At 54.1% G+C, this 15844-nt stretch carries 18 protein-coding genes and 1 pseudogene; 18 read left to right on the forward strand and 1 reads right to left on the reverse strand.

All coding sequences use genetic code 11. The features are described from left to right. Nucleotides 1-344, forward strand: a pseudogene (locus tag RWK44_RS22355) (hypothetical protein); the annotation flags it as partial. Nucleotides 345-472: 128 nt separating this feature from the next. On the opposite strand, the gene RWK44_RS22360 reads toward RWK44_RS22355, so the two are convergent. Continuing rightward, the gene (locus RWK44_RS22360) at nt 473-1279 is read right to left on the reverse strand and encodes a glycosyltransferase family 2 protein (RefSeq protein ID WP_316029386.1); all 807 of its coding nucleotides are present in this window, start codon (nt 1277-1279) and stop codon (nt 473-475) included. A gap of 249 nt (nt 1280-1528) precedes the next feature. Here RWK44_RS22360 and rfbA point away from each other — a divergent pair, with 249 nt between their 5' ends. The 17 genes from rfbA to RWK44_RS22445 all read left to right on the forward strand — a co-directional run bounded on the left by rfbA (nt 1529) and on the right by RWK44_RS22445 (nt 15844). Then, a complete protein-coding gene (gene rfbA, locus RWK44_RS22365; protein ID WP_020048549.1) occupies nt 1529-2440 on the forward strand; it encodes a glucose-1-phosphate thymidylyltransferase RfbA in 912 nt (303 codons plus the stop codon). 21 nt (nt 2441-2461) lie between these two features. Next, nucleotides 2462-2836, forward strand: a complete 375-nt coding sequence (locus RWK44_RS22370) for a sugar 3,4-ketoisomerase (protein WP_020048550.1) — start codon at nt 2462-2464, stop codon at nt 2834-2836. Nucleotide 2837: 1 nt separating this feature from the next. Further along, nucleotides 2838-3944, forward strand: coding sequence for a DegT/DnrJ/EryC1/StrS family aminotransferase (locus RWK44_RS22375; RefSeq protein WP_131666761.1), 1107 nt, complete (start codon nt 2838-2840; stop codon nt 3942-3944). Continuing rightward, nucleotides 3941-4816 carry an ABC transporter permease gene (locus RWK44_RS22380; RefSeq protein ID WP_168256684.1) on the forward strand — a complete coding sequence of 292 codons (876 nt, stop codon included), beginning with the start codon at nt 3941-3943 and terminating at the stop codon, nt 4814-4816. Before RWK44_RS22375 ends, RWK44_RS22380 begins: the two co-directional genes overlap by 4 nt. Continuing rightward, entirely contained in the window at nt 4816-6135 is a 1320-nt protein-coding gene (locus RWK44_RS22385) for an ABC transporter ATP-binding protein (protein ID WP_131666759.1), read from the forward strand. The genes RWK44_RS22380 and RWK44_RS22385 overlap by 1 nt, the downstream gene beginning before the upstream one ends. Then, a complete protein-coding gene (locus RWK44_RS22390) occupies nt 6132-7112 on the forward strand; it encodes an NAD-dependent 4,6-dehydratase LegB (protein ID WP_316029387.1) in 981 nt (326 codons plus the stop codon). The genes RWK44_RS22385 and RWK44_RS22390 overlap by 4 nt, the downstream gene beginning before the upstream one ends. Next, on the forward strand, nt 7105-7818 hold the full coding sequence (locus RWK44_RS22395; protein ID WP_316029388.1) for a nucleotidyltransferase family protein: 714 nt from the start codon (nt 7105-7107) through the stop codon (nt 7816-7818). Before RWK44_RS22390 ends, RWK44_RS22395 begins: the two co-directional genes overlap by 8 nt. Continuing rightward, nucleotides 7811-8656 carry an NAD-dependent epimerase/dehydratase family protein gene (locus tag RWK44_RS22400; protein ID WP_316029389.1) on the forward strand — a complete coding sequence of 282 codons (846 nt, stop codon included), beginning with the start codon at nt 7811-7813 and terminating at the stop codon, nt 8654-8656. The genes RWK44_RS22395 and RWK44_RS22400 overlap by 8 nt, the downstream gene beginning before the upstream one ends. A 1-nt stretch (nt 8657) precedes the next feature. Next, a complete protein-coding gene (locus tag RWK44_RS22405) occupies nt 8658-9728 on the forward strand; it encodes a radical SAM/SPASM domain-containing protein (RefSeq protein WP_316029390.1) in 1071 nt (356 codons plus the stop codon). 79 nt (nt 9729-9807) lie between these two features. After that, nucleotides 9808-10107, forward strand: a complete 300-nt coding sequence (locus RWK44_RS22410; protein WP_316029391.1) for a hypothetical protein — start codon at nt 9808-9810, stop codon at nt 10105-10107. 10 nt (nt 10108-10117) lie between these two features. Next, entirely contained in the window at nt 10118-11134 is a 1017-nt protein-coding gene (locus tag RWK44_RS22415; protein ID WP_316029392.1) for an N-acetylneuraminate synthase family protein, read from the forward strand. Then, nucleotides 11131-11808, forward strand: a complete 678-nt coding sequence (locus RWK44_RS22420; RefSeq protein WP_316029393.1) for a cytidylyltransferase domain-containing protein — start codon at nt 11131-11133, stop codon at nt 11806-11808. The genes RWK44_RS22415 and RWK44_RS22420 overlap by 4 nt, the downstream gene beginning before the upstream one ends. Further along, complete coding sequence (locus RWK44_RS22425; protein ID WP_316029394.1) at nt 11790-12758, forward strand: PseG/SpsG family protein; 969 nt, start codon at nt 11790-11792, stop codon at nt 12756-12758. The genes RWK44_RS22420 and RWK44_RS22425 overlap by 19 nt, the downstream gene beginning before the upstream one ends. Next, nucleotides 12755-13453, forward strand: a complete 699-nt coding sequence (locus RWK44_RS22430; protein ID WP_316029395.1) for a WbqC family protein — start codon at nt 12755-12757, stop codon at nt 13451-13453. The genes RWK44_RS22425 and RWK44_RS22430 overlap by 4 nt, the downstream gene beginning before the upstream one ends. Further along, a complete protein-coding gene (locus RWK44_RS22435) occupies nt 13450-14082 on the forward strand; it encodes a PIG-L deacetylase family protein (RefSeq protein ID WP_018070242.1) in 633 nt (210 codons plus the stop codon). Before RWK44_RS22430 ends, RWK44_RS22435 begins: the two co-directional genes overlap by 4 nt. Then, nucleotides 14067-14933, forward strand: a complete 867-nt coding sequence (locus RWK44_RS22440) for a hypothetical protein (RefSeq protein ID WP_316029396.1) — start codon at nt 14067-14069, stop codon at nt 14931-14933. The genes RWK44_RS22435 and RWK44_RS22440 overlap by 16 nt, the downstream gene beginning before the upstream one ends. Next, the gene (locus RWK44_RS22445) at nt 14930-15844 is read left to right on the forward strand and encodes a TIGR04325 family methyltransferase (protein ID WP_316029397.1); all 915 of its coding nucleotides are present in this window, start codon (nt 14930-14932) and stop codon (nt 15842-15844) included. Before RWK44_RS22440 ends, RWK44_RS22445 begins: the two co-directional genes overlap by 4 nt.

A 15844-nucleotide genomic window follows, 5' to 3' on the forward strand; every position in this document is an offset into this window, starting at 1 on the left:
CCGGAACAGGAAACTCGCTGGACAACCTAATCGTCGGCGGTAGCGGGGCCGACACCATTGCCGGTGGCGCCGGCAATGATATCCTCGTTGGTGGCGACGCGGCAGACTTGTTCGTTTATTTGCTGAACTGGGGCCACGACACGATCATAGACTTCATGGCAACCGGCACGGCGCACGACACGATCAGAATCGATCACAACATTTTCGCCGACTGGGAATCGCTTTTTGCTGCATCCAGTCAGTATGGCAACGATACAATCGTTACAGCCGACATCGACAACACCATAGTGTTGAGGAACGTAGCCTTGACGAGCCTAGACTCGGGGGATTTTCTTTTTGCGTGAACCCAATCGGACCTCCTGGTAAACGCCCGGGGGAGATCGGGAATGCTGTGGCGGAGAGGATGACGGCGATTGCGGACGGGTTCGGGGAGGGTGGCGGTGTGAAACCGGCTATCGGCGGCCGCGTGGATTTACTCTGATAAATCCTGCGATCGATTGCGCATCAGGAACTGGCCCAACCGGTTCACGATCTTAAAGGCCCAGAACATCGATGTTGAGACCTTCAGGCCGTTGTCGGCAAGGGCGGACAGCACCTCCTTGTTCTGACGCGATATATTTTGAACGTTCTTGTTCGTGGCGCCCCCTAAGCGCATTCTGACCAGGACTCGCGGGATATAGATTGTTCTGATCCGCGCGACTTCCAAAAATCGCATCATAAGCTCGACGTCGGCTGCAAGCCGGTAACGCAGATCGAACCGCCCGAACTGTTCATAAATGCTACGTCGAACATAGAATGTCGGATGCGGCGGACACCAGCCGCGTGCGAAAGAACCGGATTTGAATGCACGCGATTTCCAGTAACGGATCTTGCGATCGACATGCCGGTTGGAAACATAGACGAGATCGCCGTAGCAGCCGTCATATGCTTGATCTTCCAGCGCAGCCGCCACAGTTCCGAGGGAGTCGCTGCTCTCGAAAATATCGTCCGCATTCAGGAACCCGATAATATCGCCGGTTGCTAGACCAATTCCTTTGTTCATCGCCTCATAGATACCTCCATCCGGTCCCGAAAGCACACGGCGGTTCTCCGCCGGCGCCGAAGCGATGATGGCGAGCGTAGAATCTTGTGAGCCGCCGTCGATGATGATGTGTTCGAAATCGCGGTAGGTTTGCGTGTCGATGGACCGCAACGTATCGGCAATGGTCCCCTCGGCGTTCCAGCAAACGGTGATGAGACTTATCCGGGGGGAGCTTGGATTGGCAGTATCTGCAGCCATCTAACGGTATCTTGCTCATATTTCAAAAGGCGATAGTAAGCCGACCCGTATCAGACGGAAAGGCAGTACCGCAATCGAGTACTGCAAGTTATCCTGGATCAACGCCTGATTGATGAGCGGTGGCGGCTCCTCATCTCGCTAAGTGCATTGCATGCGCATCAATCTATCTGTAGTGAGCACTGTCAAATAGCGATCGTCATAACGACAACCTCGCGAATGCGCGCGGATTTACCGGTTGCAGGAGGTCTCTTGTCTTCGAAGAAAAAACTGCGCAAGGGCATATTGCTCGCGGGGGGCTCAGGCACTCGGCTCCATCCCGCGACCCTCGCCATTTCGAAGCAACTTCTTCCGGTTTTTGACAAACCGATGATCTATTATCCCCTGTCGACGCTCATGCTTGCGGGAATCCGGGATATCTTGATTATCTCGACGCCGCAGGACACGCCGCGCTTTGAACAACTGCTTGGTGATGGCGCGCAGTGGGGATTGAATCTTCAATACGCCGTTCAGGCCGCGCCGGAAGGAATTCCCCAGGCATTCTCGATCGGCAGGGAATTCATCGGGCGAGAGGCAACCGCCCTCGTGCTCGGAGACAATATCTTCTACGGCAATCTCCTGACGCATGACTTGTCCGCGGCTTCGGAACGGTCAGACGAAGCAACCATTTTCGCGTATCAGGTTCACGATCCCGAGCGATATGGTGTGGTGGAATTTGACAGCCAAGGCAAGGTGCTGAGCTTGGAAGAAAAGCCATCCAAGCCTCGCTCCGCCTATGCTGTGACCGGATTGTATTTCTACGATAATGACGTTGTTGATATTGCGGCGGGTTTGAAACCCTCGCCCCGCGGTGAGACCGAAATTACCGATATCAACCGACACTATTTATCGGCGGGCCGGTTGAACGTCGCTGTCCTCGGCAGAGGGCATGCCTGGCTCGACACCGGCACCCACGATTCCCTGCTGGAAGCCAGTCAATTCATTGCCACCATCGAGAGGCGTCAGGGGCTGAAGATCGCCTGTCCCGAAGAAATCGCCTATCATTTGGGTTATATCGACGCCGAGCAATTGGAAAGGCTTGCGGCTCCACTTGAAAAGAGCTCCTACGGTCGATACCTGATCAGCCTGGTCAGGGAGCCAGCTCCGCATTTCCCGACCGGCTGAGGCGCCAACTGGAAACCAATCTTGTCTGCTTTTACCTTGCTTACGCTAAAGACGATGTCCGACACACGCGGCATGCTGACCGTCATGGACGGAATACTGCCCTTTCCGATCATCAGAAGTTTCTGGATCTATGGGGCTGACGGGCATAAGCGGGGTGGGCATCGTCATCACGAGACCCGGCAGGCGTTAGTGGCGCTTTCGGGATCCGTGGTGGTATCGATGGACGATGGTCAAACCCGGGAAGACATCACCTTGTCATCGCCAGACCAATGCTTGCTGGTAGAGCCAAAGGACTGGCACGAAATGACCTTCGGTCAGGATTCAATCCTGCTCGTTTTTGCCTCTCACGGATACGACAAGGACGACTACATCCACACTCCCTATGAGCGGCTTTGAAATGATCGAGTATGAAAGTCTTGCGCAGGCCAACCGTGCACTGATGGAAGAGTTGGAGGCAGTCGCTTCCCGTGTCATTCGTTCCGGATGGTACATTCTTGGGAACGAGGTCTCCTCATTCGAATCCGAATTTGCGACTTTCGCCGAAAGCAAACATTGCATTAGCGTGGCCAATGGGCTGGATGCTTTGATCCTGTCAATCGAAGCGCTCGATCTGCCCAAGGGCAGCGAGATCATGGTCGCATCCAATACCTATATTGCGACGATCCTGGCAATTCTCCGCGCGGGTCACATTCCGGTCCTGGTGGAGCCCGAGCGAGATACTTTCAATATAGATCCAGACTGTCTTCATGCGGCGCTGACACACAACACCCGCGCAATATGTGTGACGCATCTTTTCGGGAAAGCCTGCCGGATGACCGAGATCGCCGCGTTTGCGAGCGAGTATGGTTTGCGGGTGATCGAGGATTGCGCTCAGTCGCATGGCGCGCGCTATGATGGCAGGCTGACGGGAACCTTTGGAATCGCCGGCTGCTTCAGCTTTTATCCGACCAAGAATCTTGGTGCTCTGGGAGATGCCGGTGCGATCGTCACGGACGATGATGAGTTTGCGGATCGCCTTAGGCATATGCGCAATTACGGCTCGAAGAAAAAATATGAAAACCTTTATATCGGCGTGAATTCCAGGCTTGATGAGATGCAGGCGGCATTCCTGCGGGTTAAACTGCGTCACCTCGATCAAGTCACTGAACATAAGCGCGCGCTGGCGAACCTCTATTTCGCCAATCTGCCTGAATGGCTGACGCAACCGCTTCGCCGTTCTTCCGAGTATGATGTATTTCATATCTTCGGAATACGTCACCCAGACCGTGACGAATTGCGTCAGTGGCTGCTCGATAACGGGGTGAAAACCGAGATCCATTACCCGATCGCGCCGCATCGGCAGAAGGCAATGCAAGGAATTTTATCCGGCAATTATCCCATCGCCGATGAACTGCACGCCACCGAACTGAGCCTGCCTATTTCGGCGGGGCATAGCAGCGTTGAGATCGAGCGAGTCTGCAGCCTGTTTGCCGCGCTCCCCGAAAAGTTGAAGTTGACCGCATGACAGAGCACCTGAAGGAATCGACCTCCGCACGCGAGGAAGATTGGGATATCATTATCAGGCCCTCGAAGGGCAGTGCGCCGGATCTTGGCCTTGTCTGGCGATATCGCAATCTCATCTGGATGTTCTTCAAGCGAGATTTCACGACATTCTACAAACAAACCATTTTGGGCCCTGTCTGGTACATCATCCAACCGTCGCTGACGGCGATGACCTATTATGTCGTGTTCGGAAAAATAGCCAATCTTTCCACGGATGGTCTTCCGCCCTTCCTATTTTACATGTCGGGTACGATCGTCTGGAGCTATTTTGCTGCGTGTCTGACCAATAACTCCGAAGTCTTTTCGAAGAACGCCAATCTGTTCGGAAAAGTCTATTTCCCCAGGCTTGTGGTGCCACTGTCCGTTGCGATGAGTGGTGTTGTCGCCTTTGCCATCCAATTCCTGCTACTGCTCACGGTTGCCTTTGGGATCAAGATTGCGAACCCCGATCTGGCATTGAGCTATCGTTTCCTGTTTTTGACGCCATTGGTCCTGCTCTACATTGCAGTGCTGGGTATTGGTGCTGGACTGGTCGTTTCCGCTCTGACGGTGCGTTTTCGCGATCTCGTCTATGCCGTCGGATTTATGACGCAACTCTGGATGTACGCTACGCCGATCGTGTATCCATTCAGTCAGATCCCGGAACGGTATCATTGGTTCTACTACATCAATCCAATGACGACACCGGTTCAGATTTTCCGTTGGGCGCTCTTTGACGCTTCAGCTTTGCCCGTCACTCTCTGTCTTGCCAATCTAGCGGTGACCGTTGCGATCACGGTATGCGGGCTGGCACTTTTCTCACGGGCGGAAGCTAACGCGATGGATACCGTCTGATGAACGATGTTGTTATTCGAGCGGAGCACGTCAGCAAGCTGTATCGCCTCGGCGTGATCAATCACGGCACGCTTTATCGCGACCTTCAGAGTTGGTGGGCTAGGTGGCGCAATCTTCCGGATCCGAATGTTTCTGTATCCGACTATGCCTCCGACACGAGAAAGCAGTCGCGATTGAAGGGCGACATCTTTCATGCGCTTGATGATGTCTCCTTCGAGGTCGGGCACGGCGAGATCGTCGGAATTATCGGCAGAAACGGCGCCGGAAAATCTACGCTGCTGAAAGTAATGTCACGTATCACAATGCCCAATTCGGGTTTCATCGGTATCCGGGGCAGAATTGCCAGCTTGCTTGAGGTCGGCACCGGATTTCATCCTGAGCTCACCGGTCGAGAGAACGTCTATCTCAACGGCGCCATCCTTGGCATGAGCCGCGCCGAAGTCAGATCTAAATTCGAGGAGATCGTCGAATTTGCCGAAATCGGCGAATTTATCGACACGCCGGTGAAGCGATATTCATCTGGGATGTATGTGCGTCTGGCTTTCTCCGTCGCCGCGCATCTTGAGCCGGAGATTCTTCTGGTTGACGAGGTGCTGGCGGTCGGAGACGTCAACTTCCAGAACAAATGCATGGGGCGCATGCAGGAAGTCACGAAGACCGGTCGAACGATTCTCTTTGTCAGCCACAATATGACTGCGATCAGCAGCATCTGCCCGAAATCGATTCTAATGGCCGATGGCAAGGTCGCCGCGATGGGCGATACCGCAGATGTGATAAAGGCTTATCTCGATCGCCCGGAATTCGGTGGTACAGCAAGCTACTCGGTCAATCCCGAGGACGTCGACGGAAAGGCGATCATCTGCCGTGTCGCGGTACTGAACGACAAGGATGAAGTTTCTGGAACACTGGAGCTTTCGAAGGGATTCTCGGTCGAGGTCGAATACGAATTGAGGGAGCCTCTTTCCGGCTTATCGGTCGGGATGCAGATCAAGATGGAAGACGGCTACACCACGCTCGTCAGCCTATCCGATCCCGAACTCGACGTCGGTCGCTTGGATACCCGGCCAGCCGGTTACTATAGAGCTCGCGTCAAATTTCCGGGATATCTCCTCAACACGGGAACCTTCTACCTGCGACTTGGCATATCGAGCCGGTTCTCGATCTATTCGGTCGCCGAGGGCATCCGATTTGACGTGGAGGATAATGTAGGAATTATCCAGATGCTTGGTCAGCAACGGAAGCCATCGATTTCGGCGATCCAATTGCCTTGGGAAGTGGAGAAGCTCTTCCTGCGCGATTCTGAGGGTATTTTGAAATGAAGAAAGCGCTTGTCACTGGGGCGGATGGGTTTATCGGCTCTCATCTTGTCGAGACGCTGGTCAGGTCGGGTGTCGAAGTTCGTGCCCTCTGCCAGTACAATTCGTTTTCCAGCTGGGGCTGGCTTGACCAGTCTGAATACCGCGGCAAATTTGAGGTAATCCTCGGCGACGTCCGCGATCCAGCTCAGATGCGCACCGTTGCCAAAGACGTGGATACGATATTTCACCTGGCCGCGCTTATCGCCATTCCCTACTCCTATCAGGCACCGTCAAGTTACGTTGATACCAATGTGCATGGCACGTTGAATGTGCTTCAGGGCGCTCTCGATGCCGGCGTTGGCCGTGTCATCCAGACCTCGACGAGCGAAGTCTACGGCACGGCGCGTTTTGTGCCGATCAGCGAAAGCCATCCCCTGCAGGCCCAGTCGCCCTATTCGGCGTCCAAAATCGGTGCTGACGCGATGGCATACAGTTATCATTCGAGTTTTGACCTACCGGTGACGATCGCACGGCCTTTCAACACTTTCGGCCCGCGACAATCTGCAAGGGCGGTTATTCCGACTGTGATTTCGCAGCTTCTGAGCGGACGGACGACGCTGAAACTAGGTTCGCTGTCACCCACGCGGGATTTCAATTTCGTGCAGGATACATGCGACGGCTTTGTGGCGCTCGCAACCTGCGACGAGGCCATCGGCCAGACGGTCAATATCGGCTCCGGCAGCGAAATATCGATCGGCGATACCGTTCGGCTGATCGCCGACATCATCGGCGTCAGCGTGGAGATCGAATGCGATGAACAGCGTTTGCGTCCGGCAAATAGCGAAGTGGAACGTTTGTGTTGCGACAACAGCCTGATTAAGTCTCTGACAGGATTTTCGCCGCGTTACAGCTTGGAAGATGGTCTGAAAGCGACGATCGACTGGCTGCGTCAGCCGCAGAACCTGGCGAGATACAAGGCGGATATCTTCAATGTCTAGGCGTGCGGTCATTCTGGCGGGCGGAATGGGAACGCGGTTGCGGCCCTATACTGTCGTGCTTCCCAAGCCACTGATGCCGATCGGTGATTATCCTATTCTTGAGGTGATCATTCGTCAGCTGATATCGGGCGGATTTCAGCATATAACGCTTGCCGTCAACCATCAGGCCGAGCTGATCAAGGCTTTTTTCCAGGATGGCGACAAGTGGGGTGTACGCATCGACTACTCGCTCGAGGACGAGCCCCTTGGCACCATGGGGCCGCTGCGGCTGATAGAGGATCTGCCCGAGAATTTCCTGGTGATGAACGGCGACATTCTGACGGATCTCAACTATGCCGATTTTCATGATGCTCACGTCCGCGACGGGAATATATTCACGATCTCGTCCAAGACGCGTCAGCATCGCATAGACTATGGCGTTCTTGACACCGGCGAGGCCGGGCTGCTGACCGGCTTTCGAGAGAAACCAACGGCCGAATACAAAGTCAGCATGGGCGTCTACATGGTGTCTTCGAGGGCCGTCGAGCACATACCACAAGGTGGTGCCTACGGCTTCGATCAGCTGATGCTTGAACTTCTTGCGGCCGGCAAGCCGGCCACGGTTCGAGATTTTGCGGGCTATTGGCTCGATATCGGGCGGCCTGACGATTATGCCTTGGCGATCGAGCAGTTCGAATCCATGCGGTCCAGGTTCTTGAATGGTTGATGCCATCGTCACCGGTGCTGGCGGTTTTCTCGGGAGCCGTCTGGTCAGACGGCTCAAGGAGGCCGGTTTTGACGTGCTTGCGCTTGACCGGACACATGGAGATATAAGCGAAGAGCAGCTTTGGCAGGAGCTTCCCGCCGCACGCACGCTGTTTCACCTTGCCGGCAGGACATTCGTTCCAGATAGCTGGAGCCAAGGACCGAGTTTCACGGCCGCCAACGTTCTCGGAACGCAACACGCTTTGAACTGGTGCAAGCGACACAGGGCCAAACTCGTGTTCGCAAGCGCCTATGTTTACGGAGCGCCTGACCGGCTGCCGATCCATGAAAGCGATCCGGTCAGGCCGAACAATCCTTACGCTCTTTCCAAACATCTTGCCGAACAGCTTTGTGAGTTCGCCGCCACGCACGAGCAGATACCGGTGGTGGTATTGCGTCTTTTCAATATATATGGCGCAGGGCAGCGACCCGAATTTCTGATACCGACGCTTCTGAACCAGATACGGACCAAGCAGGAAATACAGGTCCTGGATCTCAGTCCCCGGCGTGACTATATCTTCGTTGACGATGTCCTGAGCGCCTTTGCCAAGGCCATGGACCTCGCGGAAGGCTACCATTGCATCAATATCGGCTCCGGAATGTCGTATTCGGTGCGGGAAATAATCGACATCTTGCAAGAAGCTGCCGGCACTGCTCTACCTGTAGTGTCATCTTGCACAGTTCGGCGGAATGAAATACCTGACGTGCGGGCCGATATCACGCGGGCTCGCACCGTTCTCGGATGGCGGCCGGAATGGGATCTGCCGGCCGGGATGCGCGCGATGATGAAGGAGTCGTAAATTGAACGAGCGTTACGTCCCGATCAACAAGGGCAACTACTCGATGGACACGGACGAGCGCGAAGCCGCGTTCGACAAATTCCGTGGCGAAGGATGGGAAGCAGAATACGCGGATTACCGTCGCAAATGGTCAGAAAATGCCCTGAACCAGCAGGTTTCGGATTATCCGCTGCTGGTCGATCTCGAGCTGGCGTCGATCTGCAATCTGCGCTGCCCGATGTGCTATACGATCAGCGACGAGTTCAAGAAAAGTGTGAACACGACGCGGATGGACTGGGATCTCTACTGCCGCATCATCGATGAGATCGGCGGCAAGGTTCCTGCGATCCGTCTGTCGCTGCGGGGCGAGGCTACGTTGCATAAGCGCTTTGCTGACTGCGTGCGCTATGCCAAGGACCATGGGATCAAGGAAGTCTCGACCCTCACGCACGGCTTCAAGCTTAACAGAGACTATTTCGCTCAACTCGTCGATGCCGGCATCGACTGGATCACCGTTTCGATCGACGGCACCGGTGAGACCTACGAAAAGATCCGCAAGCCGATCAAGTTCGAGGCCCTACTCGACAAGATCAAGGACATCAAGAAGTACAAAGACGAGCGCGGGCTCCACCGTCCGGTCATTAAGGTGCAGGGCATCTGGCCGGCGATCAGGGAAAATCCGGATCTCTATTATGAAACCTTTGCACCTCACGTGGATCTTGTCGCCTTCAATCCGCTGATCGATTACTTGTGGAAAGATACGGAGATCCAGTATCTCGACAATTTCACTTGCCCACAGCAGTATCAACGCCTCGTCATTGGCGCTGATGGACTTGTCATGAAATGCTCGAACGACGAGGAAAACAAAGAGCTTATCGGCGATGCCAATAAGCAGACTGTTCATGAAATCTGGCACGGAGAGAAGATGCAGGCTGTGCGCGATCTGCACAAGGAGCCGCAAGGCTTTATGAAGAGTGAGGTTTGCCGCCGGTGCTATCTGCCGCGATTGACAAATGACGAGACAGTGGAAATTGCTGGCCGGAAGGTGATCGTGCGTAACTATATCGATCGTATTCAGGAAGTCGGTAAGTAATGTGACGTCGAAGTATACGGAACTATGCTTTCCTATGGATTGATCACGTCGGAATATAAGCTCGTCATCGGTGATAATTTTGACCGGCGCTGAAACATTAGAGCGGTGTAATAACATCACCATCGAGAGCACAGCGTTTATGGGCTGCGATGTGCAGATAATTGACCACTATCGTGAAAAGGCCGCCGATCAGCCGATCTTTGAGAGCGTCGAAATTGAGCAGATGTTCATCGGCAACAGCATATGGGCCGGCGAGGAAGCAACAACTTTGATTAACACCCGCGCCAGAAACGGTGCGGCATTCGGTAGCTATGCCGTGGTGCGCGGAGTTACCCGACTACGCAATCGCGGTGATGTCCCTGCTCGGGCGCAAAATTAGGGAGTGGTAAATGTTCCGCAATTATAGACAAGACAGATGCTATATTATTGCCGAGATCGGTGGCAATTTCACAACTTTAGAGCAGGCGAAGCGTCTGATTGACGAGGCCAAGAAGGCGAACGTCGATGCGGTAAAACTTCAGACCTATCGGGCCGCGACCATTTCGAGCAAGCATGCAATCTTCGATATGGAGAATACGGGGGTTACCTCCCAATTCGACCTGTTCCGCAAGTACGAGGTCGACTTGGACTTGCATGAAGCCGTGTTCCGCTATGCCGAAGGGCATGGACTTGATTGGTTTTCCACGCCATCTCATGAAACTGACGTGGATCTTCTGGAAAAGTGCGGGGTGGGTGCGCACAAAGTCGGCTCGGACGATGCAGTAAATCTGCCTTTCTTGCGTTACTTGGCAAAGACCAAAAAGCCGATCATCCTTTCAACTGGCATGTGTACGATGGATGAAGTCAAAGAATCTGTGGCGGTCATCAAGGCAGCGGGCAATGAAAAATTGATCTTGTTGCATGCAATCACCAGCTATCCTACCCATGCTGAAAATGTCAATCTGGGTGCAATGCAGGCCATGATCCAGGCCTTCCCTGGTATCGATGTAGGTTATTCGGATCACACCCTGACTCCGATAGCCAGCCTCTGCGCTGCCTCCATGGGCGCGCGTGTCATTGAGCGACATTTCACTTACGACAAGAAGGCCGAAGGTCCCGATCATATGCTGTCTGCCGATCCCGAAGAAATGAGTTGGTTGGTTGATGCCATCAGGTCGTTCGAAATTATGCGCGGCAGCGGTGTGAAGGAGCCTGCGGCAAGTGAGGCGACGACCCGTATCAACAACCGAAAGAGCGTGATCTTGAGCAGGGCTATGAAGGCAGGTGACACGATTGGCACCTCTGACATCGCAATCAAGAGGCCCGGCTATGGTATCGCACCAAAGGACTTCGATCAGGTAATGGGACGCAAGCTCGCAAGGGATATGAGCGAGGACGCGGTGCTGAAGTGGGATGATTTGAATTGACGCTGGGAATAATCGTGCAGGCTCGGATGGGTTCAACTCGTCTGCCTGGCAAGGTGATGCGCCTGCTCAATGGCAAGCCACTAATCTCTCATGTAGTTGGCCGATTGGTCATGCTGCGCAACGACGCCGAGATCGTTGTCGCAACTGGACAAGGGCCCGAAGATGAAATCATCGAACGCTGGTGCCGCGAGAATAATGTGAAATGCTTTCGCGGCCAGGAGATGGATGTCCTCGACCGTTATTATCAATGTGCAAAAACCTATGGCTTCACTGATATAGTGCGGCTGACGGCCGACAACCCATTTACAGATGTTGCTGAACTGGACCGCTTAATTGATTTTCACCGGAGTGGGGGCTATGATTATACCCACGCTTTTGGCCACCTACCTGTAGGCGTCGGTGCTGAGATATTCACTTTCGTGGCATTGGAACGCAGTCATCGGGAAGGGTTGCTGCCGCATCACCGCGAACACGTCAACGAATACTTTATCGACCGGCCAGAACTCTTTTTGATCGGGGAACTGGATGTCTCAACCGCAAAGACTGCCCCCGGCTTGCGGCTTACAGTCGATACCGATGACGATTTGCGGCGAGCCGATGCGCTGGCGAGACATGCCGCCGAGATCTGGTTAACTACCGAAGAAGCGATCACCTTATGTTCGTCTTCTGCATAGAGAGTTCTCATTCGCGCGGCATGGGGCATTTGTATCGTTCGTTGACCCTCGCGGAGGAACTACGTCGACGAGGGCGTGATATCCATTTTTTGGTCAATGACCATGCATCGACACTGAATGTCCTTCAATCACGTGGCTTCGAATCCACCATCTATGATCCTTCAGCTCCCGACGGCTCATGGGAGGCTGCATTCACTGAAAAAGTTCAGCAGCTTGAAGTGTGGATCAACGATCGTCTCGACACTGCCTTTGCCCATGCGGAGGCGGTGATGAGTACCGGAGCTAGACTTGTGACCTTCGACGATCGGGGAGACGGAGCTGAATTGGCCGACATCAATATCGGAGCGCTTGTTTTTGACAACACTGCTCAACTCAAAGGGCGAGAAGTACGGACCGGTATTGAATATATGATCCTCAATCCTGAGATCGAGCGCTACCGTCGAGCACGCACGAGATTGGGCTCCATCCTGGTGACGCTTGGAGGAGCCGATACCCATGGCGTCACAGTTCGTGTCGCGCGTTGGTTGCGGAACAAACCGCTCAAGCTGACAATCGTGACTGGCCCCGCTTTTCAGCACCGAGAAGAGCTTGACGCTATATTGTCCGAACCAAGTTTAGCACACATCGAACATCTGGACGGTGTTCCTTCGATGGCATGGGAAATGAGTAGGCACGAGCTTGCAATCACCGGCGGGGGCCTCACCCCTTTCGAGGCAGCAGCAAGTGGGCTGCCCTCAATTGTCATCGCGAATGAACTTTTTGAAATTCCGGTCGGGCGCGCCTTGGAAGAGCTAGGCTTCTCCCGGTTCGCAGGTCACCACCGTTCTTTGGATCTTGGTAAACTATCCGTCGATTTGCCGATCGATGTGATGAGCCGAACGGCGTTGAGCCGCACCAATCTAGATGGCTATAGTCGGATCGCAAACCTTCTTGAGAGCTTGGTGCAGTGATGCTCACGGTAGTTATTCATCAACCGGACTTTGCGCCGTATCTCGGCTTTTTTCAACGCTTTCTAAATGCGGACCTTTATGTCGCCCTCGACCATGTATCTTTCGTCTACGGAAGCCGAGGTTGGACTCACAGAGACAAGATCAAGACGGCTCAAGGAGCAAAATGGATCAATGTTGGAATTCAGAAGCCTGATTATGGCGCTCCCATAAATGCAGTGAGGATGGCGGAAGATCGTGCCTGGGTCGACCGTAATCTGTCCTTGTTGCGAGAAAACTATAGAGGATGCGCAGGCTGGAACGAAGTGTTTCCTCGCATCGAACAGCTAATGCACGTCCGTTTCGATCTGATGTCGGACTTCAACCTTCACTTCTTAAATGGCATTCTGGAAATACTGCACGTGGACATTCCAACGGTGCGGTCGAGTACGCTTCAGCCGGAGGGCAACAAGAACGAATTGCTAATTGAGCTTCTTCAAAAAGTTGAGGCCACTTGTTACCTCTCGGGCCTTGGCGCACGGGATTATATGCAGCCGGAGCTTTTTGAAGCAGCAGGCATTCATGTGATATGGCAGAATTTCGTCCATCCCATTTATCCACAGCCGTTCGGCGAATTCATTCCCTATCTCAGCATCCTCGACACACTATTGAATTGTGGTATTGCAGGCACGCGTGACCTGCTCTGGAGTTGCAAATGAATATTCTCGCGATCGGTGCCCATTTTGACGACGTGGAACTGGGCTGTGGCGGTGCACTGGCACGCCATGCGGCAAACGGAGACACGGTTTACGTCTATGTCGCGACCGTATCCGGCTTTTCCAACCAGTATGATCAGTCCGTGCGCAGCAGCCAGGTCGCCAGGGCGGAAGCGGATGCTGCGATGGAAATCCTCGGCGTCGACAAGATGTTTTGCGGCGAGTTCAAAACGCTTCAGATCGAATTCGTCGATCCGCTGAATATCGAGATCCTCAAGCTCGTGCAGGATCTGAAGATCGATATGGTCTACACCCACTGGGTCGGAGACATCCACCATGACCATCTGGCCTTGTCGCGCGCATCGCTGCACAGCTGCCGCCATGTGCCCCGCCTCTTAATGTATCGCAGCAATTGGTATCATTCGACAGTCGACTTCAGGGGGAATTTCTACGTCGACATCACCTCCCATTGGGACCAGAAGGAAAAGGCGATCCTTGCGCATGAATCCGAGATGGAGCGCACGGGGCGGAAATGGGTGAGCTTCTTCCGCAATGAAGCCGAGAACGCCGGCCAGCGCATCGGTGTAAAATACGCGGAGGTTTTTGAGGTGGTGAAGTGGCTGCAGCTTTGAGAAAGATTTTGACCTTTGGCTCCATGCTGCTCCCCTATGGTGTGCATGAGCTGAAGCGCAGGCTAAAAAATCGTCACAAGTTATCTGCTGATGTCGCGAGATCGCTGGCAGAAAATAGACAGCTTGTTGGTCTGCACGCGGGGCAGCGCTGTTTTATTTTAGGCAATGGCCCGAGCGTCAAGGGCTTGGATCTGTCGCGACTTCAGGGCGAAACCGTTATAACCGTTTCCAATGGTTACCTGCACTCCGATTTCGACAAGTTCCAGTCTCGTTATCATTGTGTTCCGCAAATTACCTACGGATTGATGACGCCGGAGGACGTGGTCCGCTGGTTCGACGAGATGCATTCGCACCTGGGCGCCGCGGAACTGTTCCTCAGTTCCACTGAAGCGGAGCTGGTTCGAAAACACAATCTGTTTTCAGGGCGAACGGTTCGGTATCTCGTGCTCGGTGAAAGCTTCGACGAAAGACCATCTGTGGAAATCGTCGATATCTCTCGACCGGTGCCGCGTGTCGAGTCGGTGCCGGTGATGACCTTGATGATAGCAATGTATCTTGGTTTCAAAGAGATCATCCTGCTCGGCGTCGACCACGATCGTTTCCTGTCGTCAAGTTACGAATACGCGTTCGACCTCAAGGTGCAAAAGGGAAAAGATTTCACCGTAAATGCGGACGGCACCCCGACCACGACCCGTCACGACGACTTTCAGCGGGCGGCACGGCTGTGGCGACAATATCGAGCCATCGCAAATATCGCGAGAGCGAGTGATATCCGCATCTTCAATTCCACACCCGGCGGAGCACTGGACGAATTTGAGCGACGGCCGTTCGAAGCCTGGTTCGAGAAATGAGGCACATTAGTTTTTCGCTACCGGGCCTTCACTGTTTGCTGGAGGTGACGCGGGATTCGCCGCAGGCCCGTCAACAGGACATCTGGAGCGAGTTTCGGCGTCATAACGTCTTTTTCGACGGGCCGCACAATGATTGGCACTCGGCTATGGCTGCTTCAGAGGGATATGATGCGCCTGCTATTCTTGCCAGGGCCCTTGACGCGACACGCGCAGTTGCTCAGGGACGTGCCTCCTACGAGCGAGACACCGTCGTTTTCACGGAAAGAAGCTACTCGCACCCTCTGCTCGCCTGGCTTCTCTATGTCGCGTCCCGATCCGATCTTCGTTTGAGGGTGGTCGATTTTGGGGGCGCGTTGGGAAGTTCTTATTTCCAACACCGTTCGGCCTTGGCGCATCTTGCGGAACTGAATTGGTGCGTTGTCGAGCAGCCTCATTTTGTGAGCGCGGGCCGAGCCGAATTTGAAGACGGAGGATTGAGCTTTTCCGAAAGCCTGGATGAGGCGGTCGATCGTGTGAGGCCTAACGTCGTTCTGCTCTCCGGTGTTCTTCAATATCTTGAACATCCTCATGAATATCTCGAGGATCTTCTGTCGCGAGGCGTCAAGTTCATACTTATCGACAGGACAACAGCGCAATTCGATGTCGCAGCCGCACCCTTTGTGCAGCATGTGCCGGCGTGGATCTACAGCGCGAGCTACCCGGTATGGTTCTTAAATGCGGATGAACTGCACGACAGTTTTGCCAGGCATGGCTATGAGGTTGTGGACCGTTTCCAGCCCGCTGGAACATTTGGCTTAGTGACGCCGCCGCCCTTGCAAGAATTGAAGAGTTGGGGCATTGGCGTGACACCAGCGCCTCAGCAGCACGAATGGCCCTATGCTGGCTGGTTTCTCGAGAAGCTGGAAATCTAG

Origin of the sequence: Rhizobium sp. 25PS6 (genome assembly GCF_032464655.1) — a bacterium.
GTDB classification, from domain to species: Bacteria; Pseudomonadota; Alphaproteobacteria; order Rhizobiales; family Rhizobiaceae; genus Rhizobium; species Rhizobium laguerreae.

Coding starts and splice junctions, on each gene's coding strand:
- RWK44_RS22390 (WP_316029387.1), top strand. CDS start 6,132: ATGAAGAAAGCGCTTGTCACTGGGGCGGATGGGTTTATCGGCTCTCAT.
- RWK44_RS22400 (WP_316029389.1), top strand. CDS start 7,811: ATGGTTGATGCCATCGTCACCGGTGCTGGCGGTTTTCTCGGGAGCCGT.
- RWK44_RS22395 (WP_316029388.1), top strand. CDS start 7,105: ATGTCTAGGCGTGCGGTCATTCTGGCGGGCGGAATGGGAACGCGGTTG.
- RWK44_RS22435 (WP_018070242.1), top strand. CDS start 13,450: ATGAATATTCTCGCGATCGGTGCCCATTTTGACGACGTGGAACTGGGC.
- RWK44_RS22360 (WP_316029386.1), bottom strand. CDS start 1,279: ATGGCTGCAGATACTGCCAATCCAAGCTCCCCCCGGATAAGTCTCATC.
- RWK44_RS22375 (WP_131666761.1), top strand. CDS start 2,838: ATGATCGAGTATGAAAGTCTTGCGCAGGCCAACCGTGCACTGATGGAA.
- RWK44_RS22445 (WP_316029397.1), top strand. CDS start 14,930: ATGAGGCACATTAGTTTTTCGCTACCGGGCCTTCACTGTTTGCTGGAG.
- RWK44_RS22385 (WP_131666759.1), top strand. CDS start 4,816: ATGAACGATGTTGTTATTCGAGCGGAGCACGTCAGCAAGCTGTATCGC.
- RWK44_RS22380 (WP_168256684.1), top strand. CDS start 3,941: ATGACAGAGCACCTGAAGGAATCGACCTCCGCACGCGAGGAAGATTGG.
- RWK44_RS22415 (WP_316029392.1), top strand. CDS start 10,118: ATGTTCCGCAATTATAGACAAGACAGATGCTATATTATTGCCGAGATC.
- RWK44_RS22425 (WP_316029394.1), top strand. CDS start 11,790: ATGTTCGTCTTCTGCATAGAGAGTTCTCATTCGCGCGGCATGGGGCAT.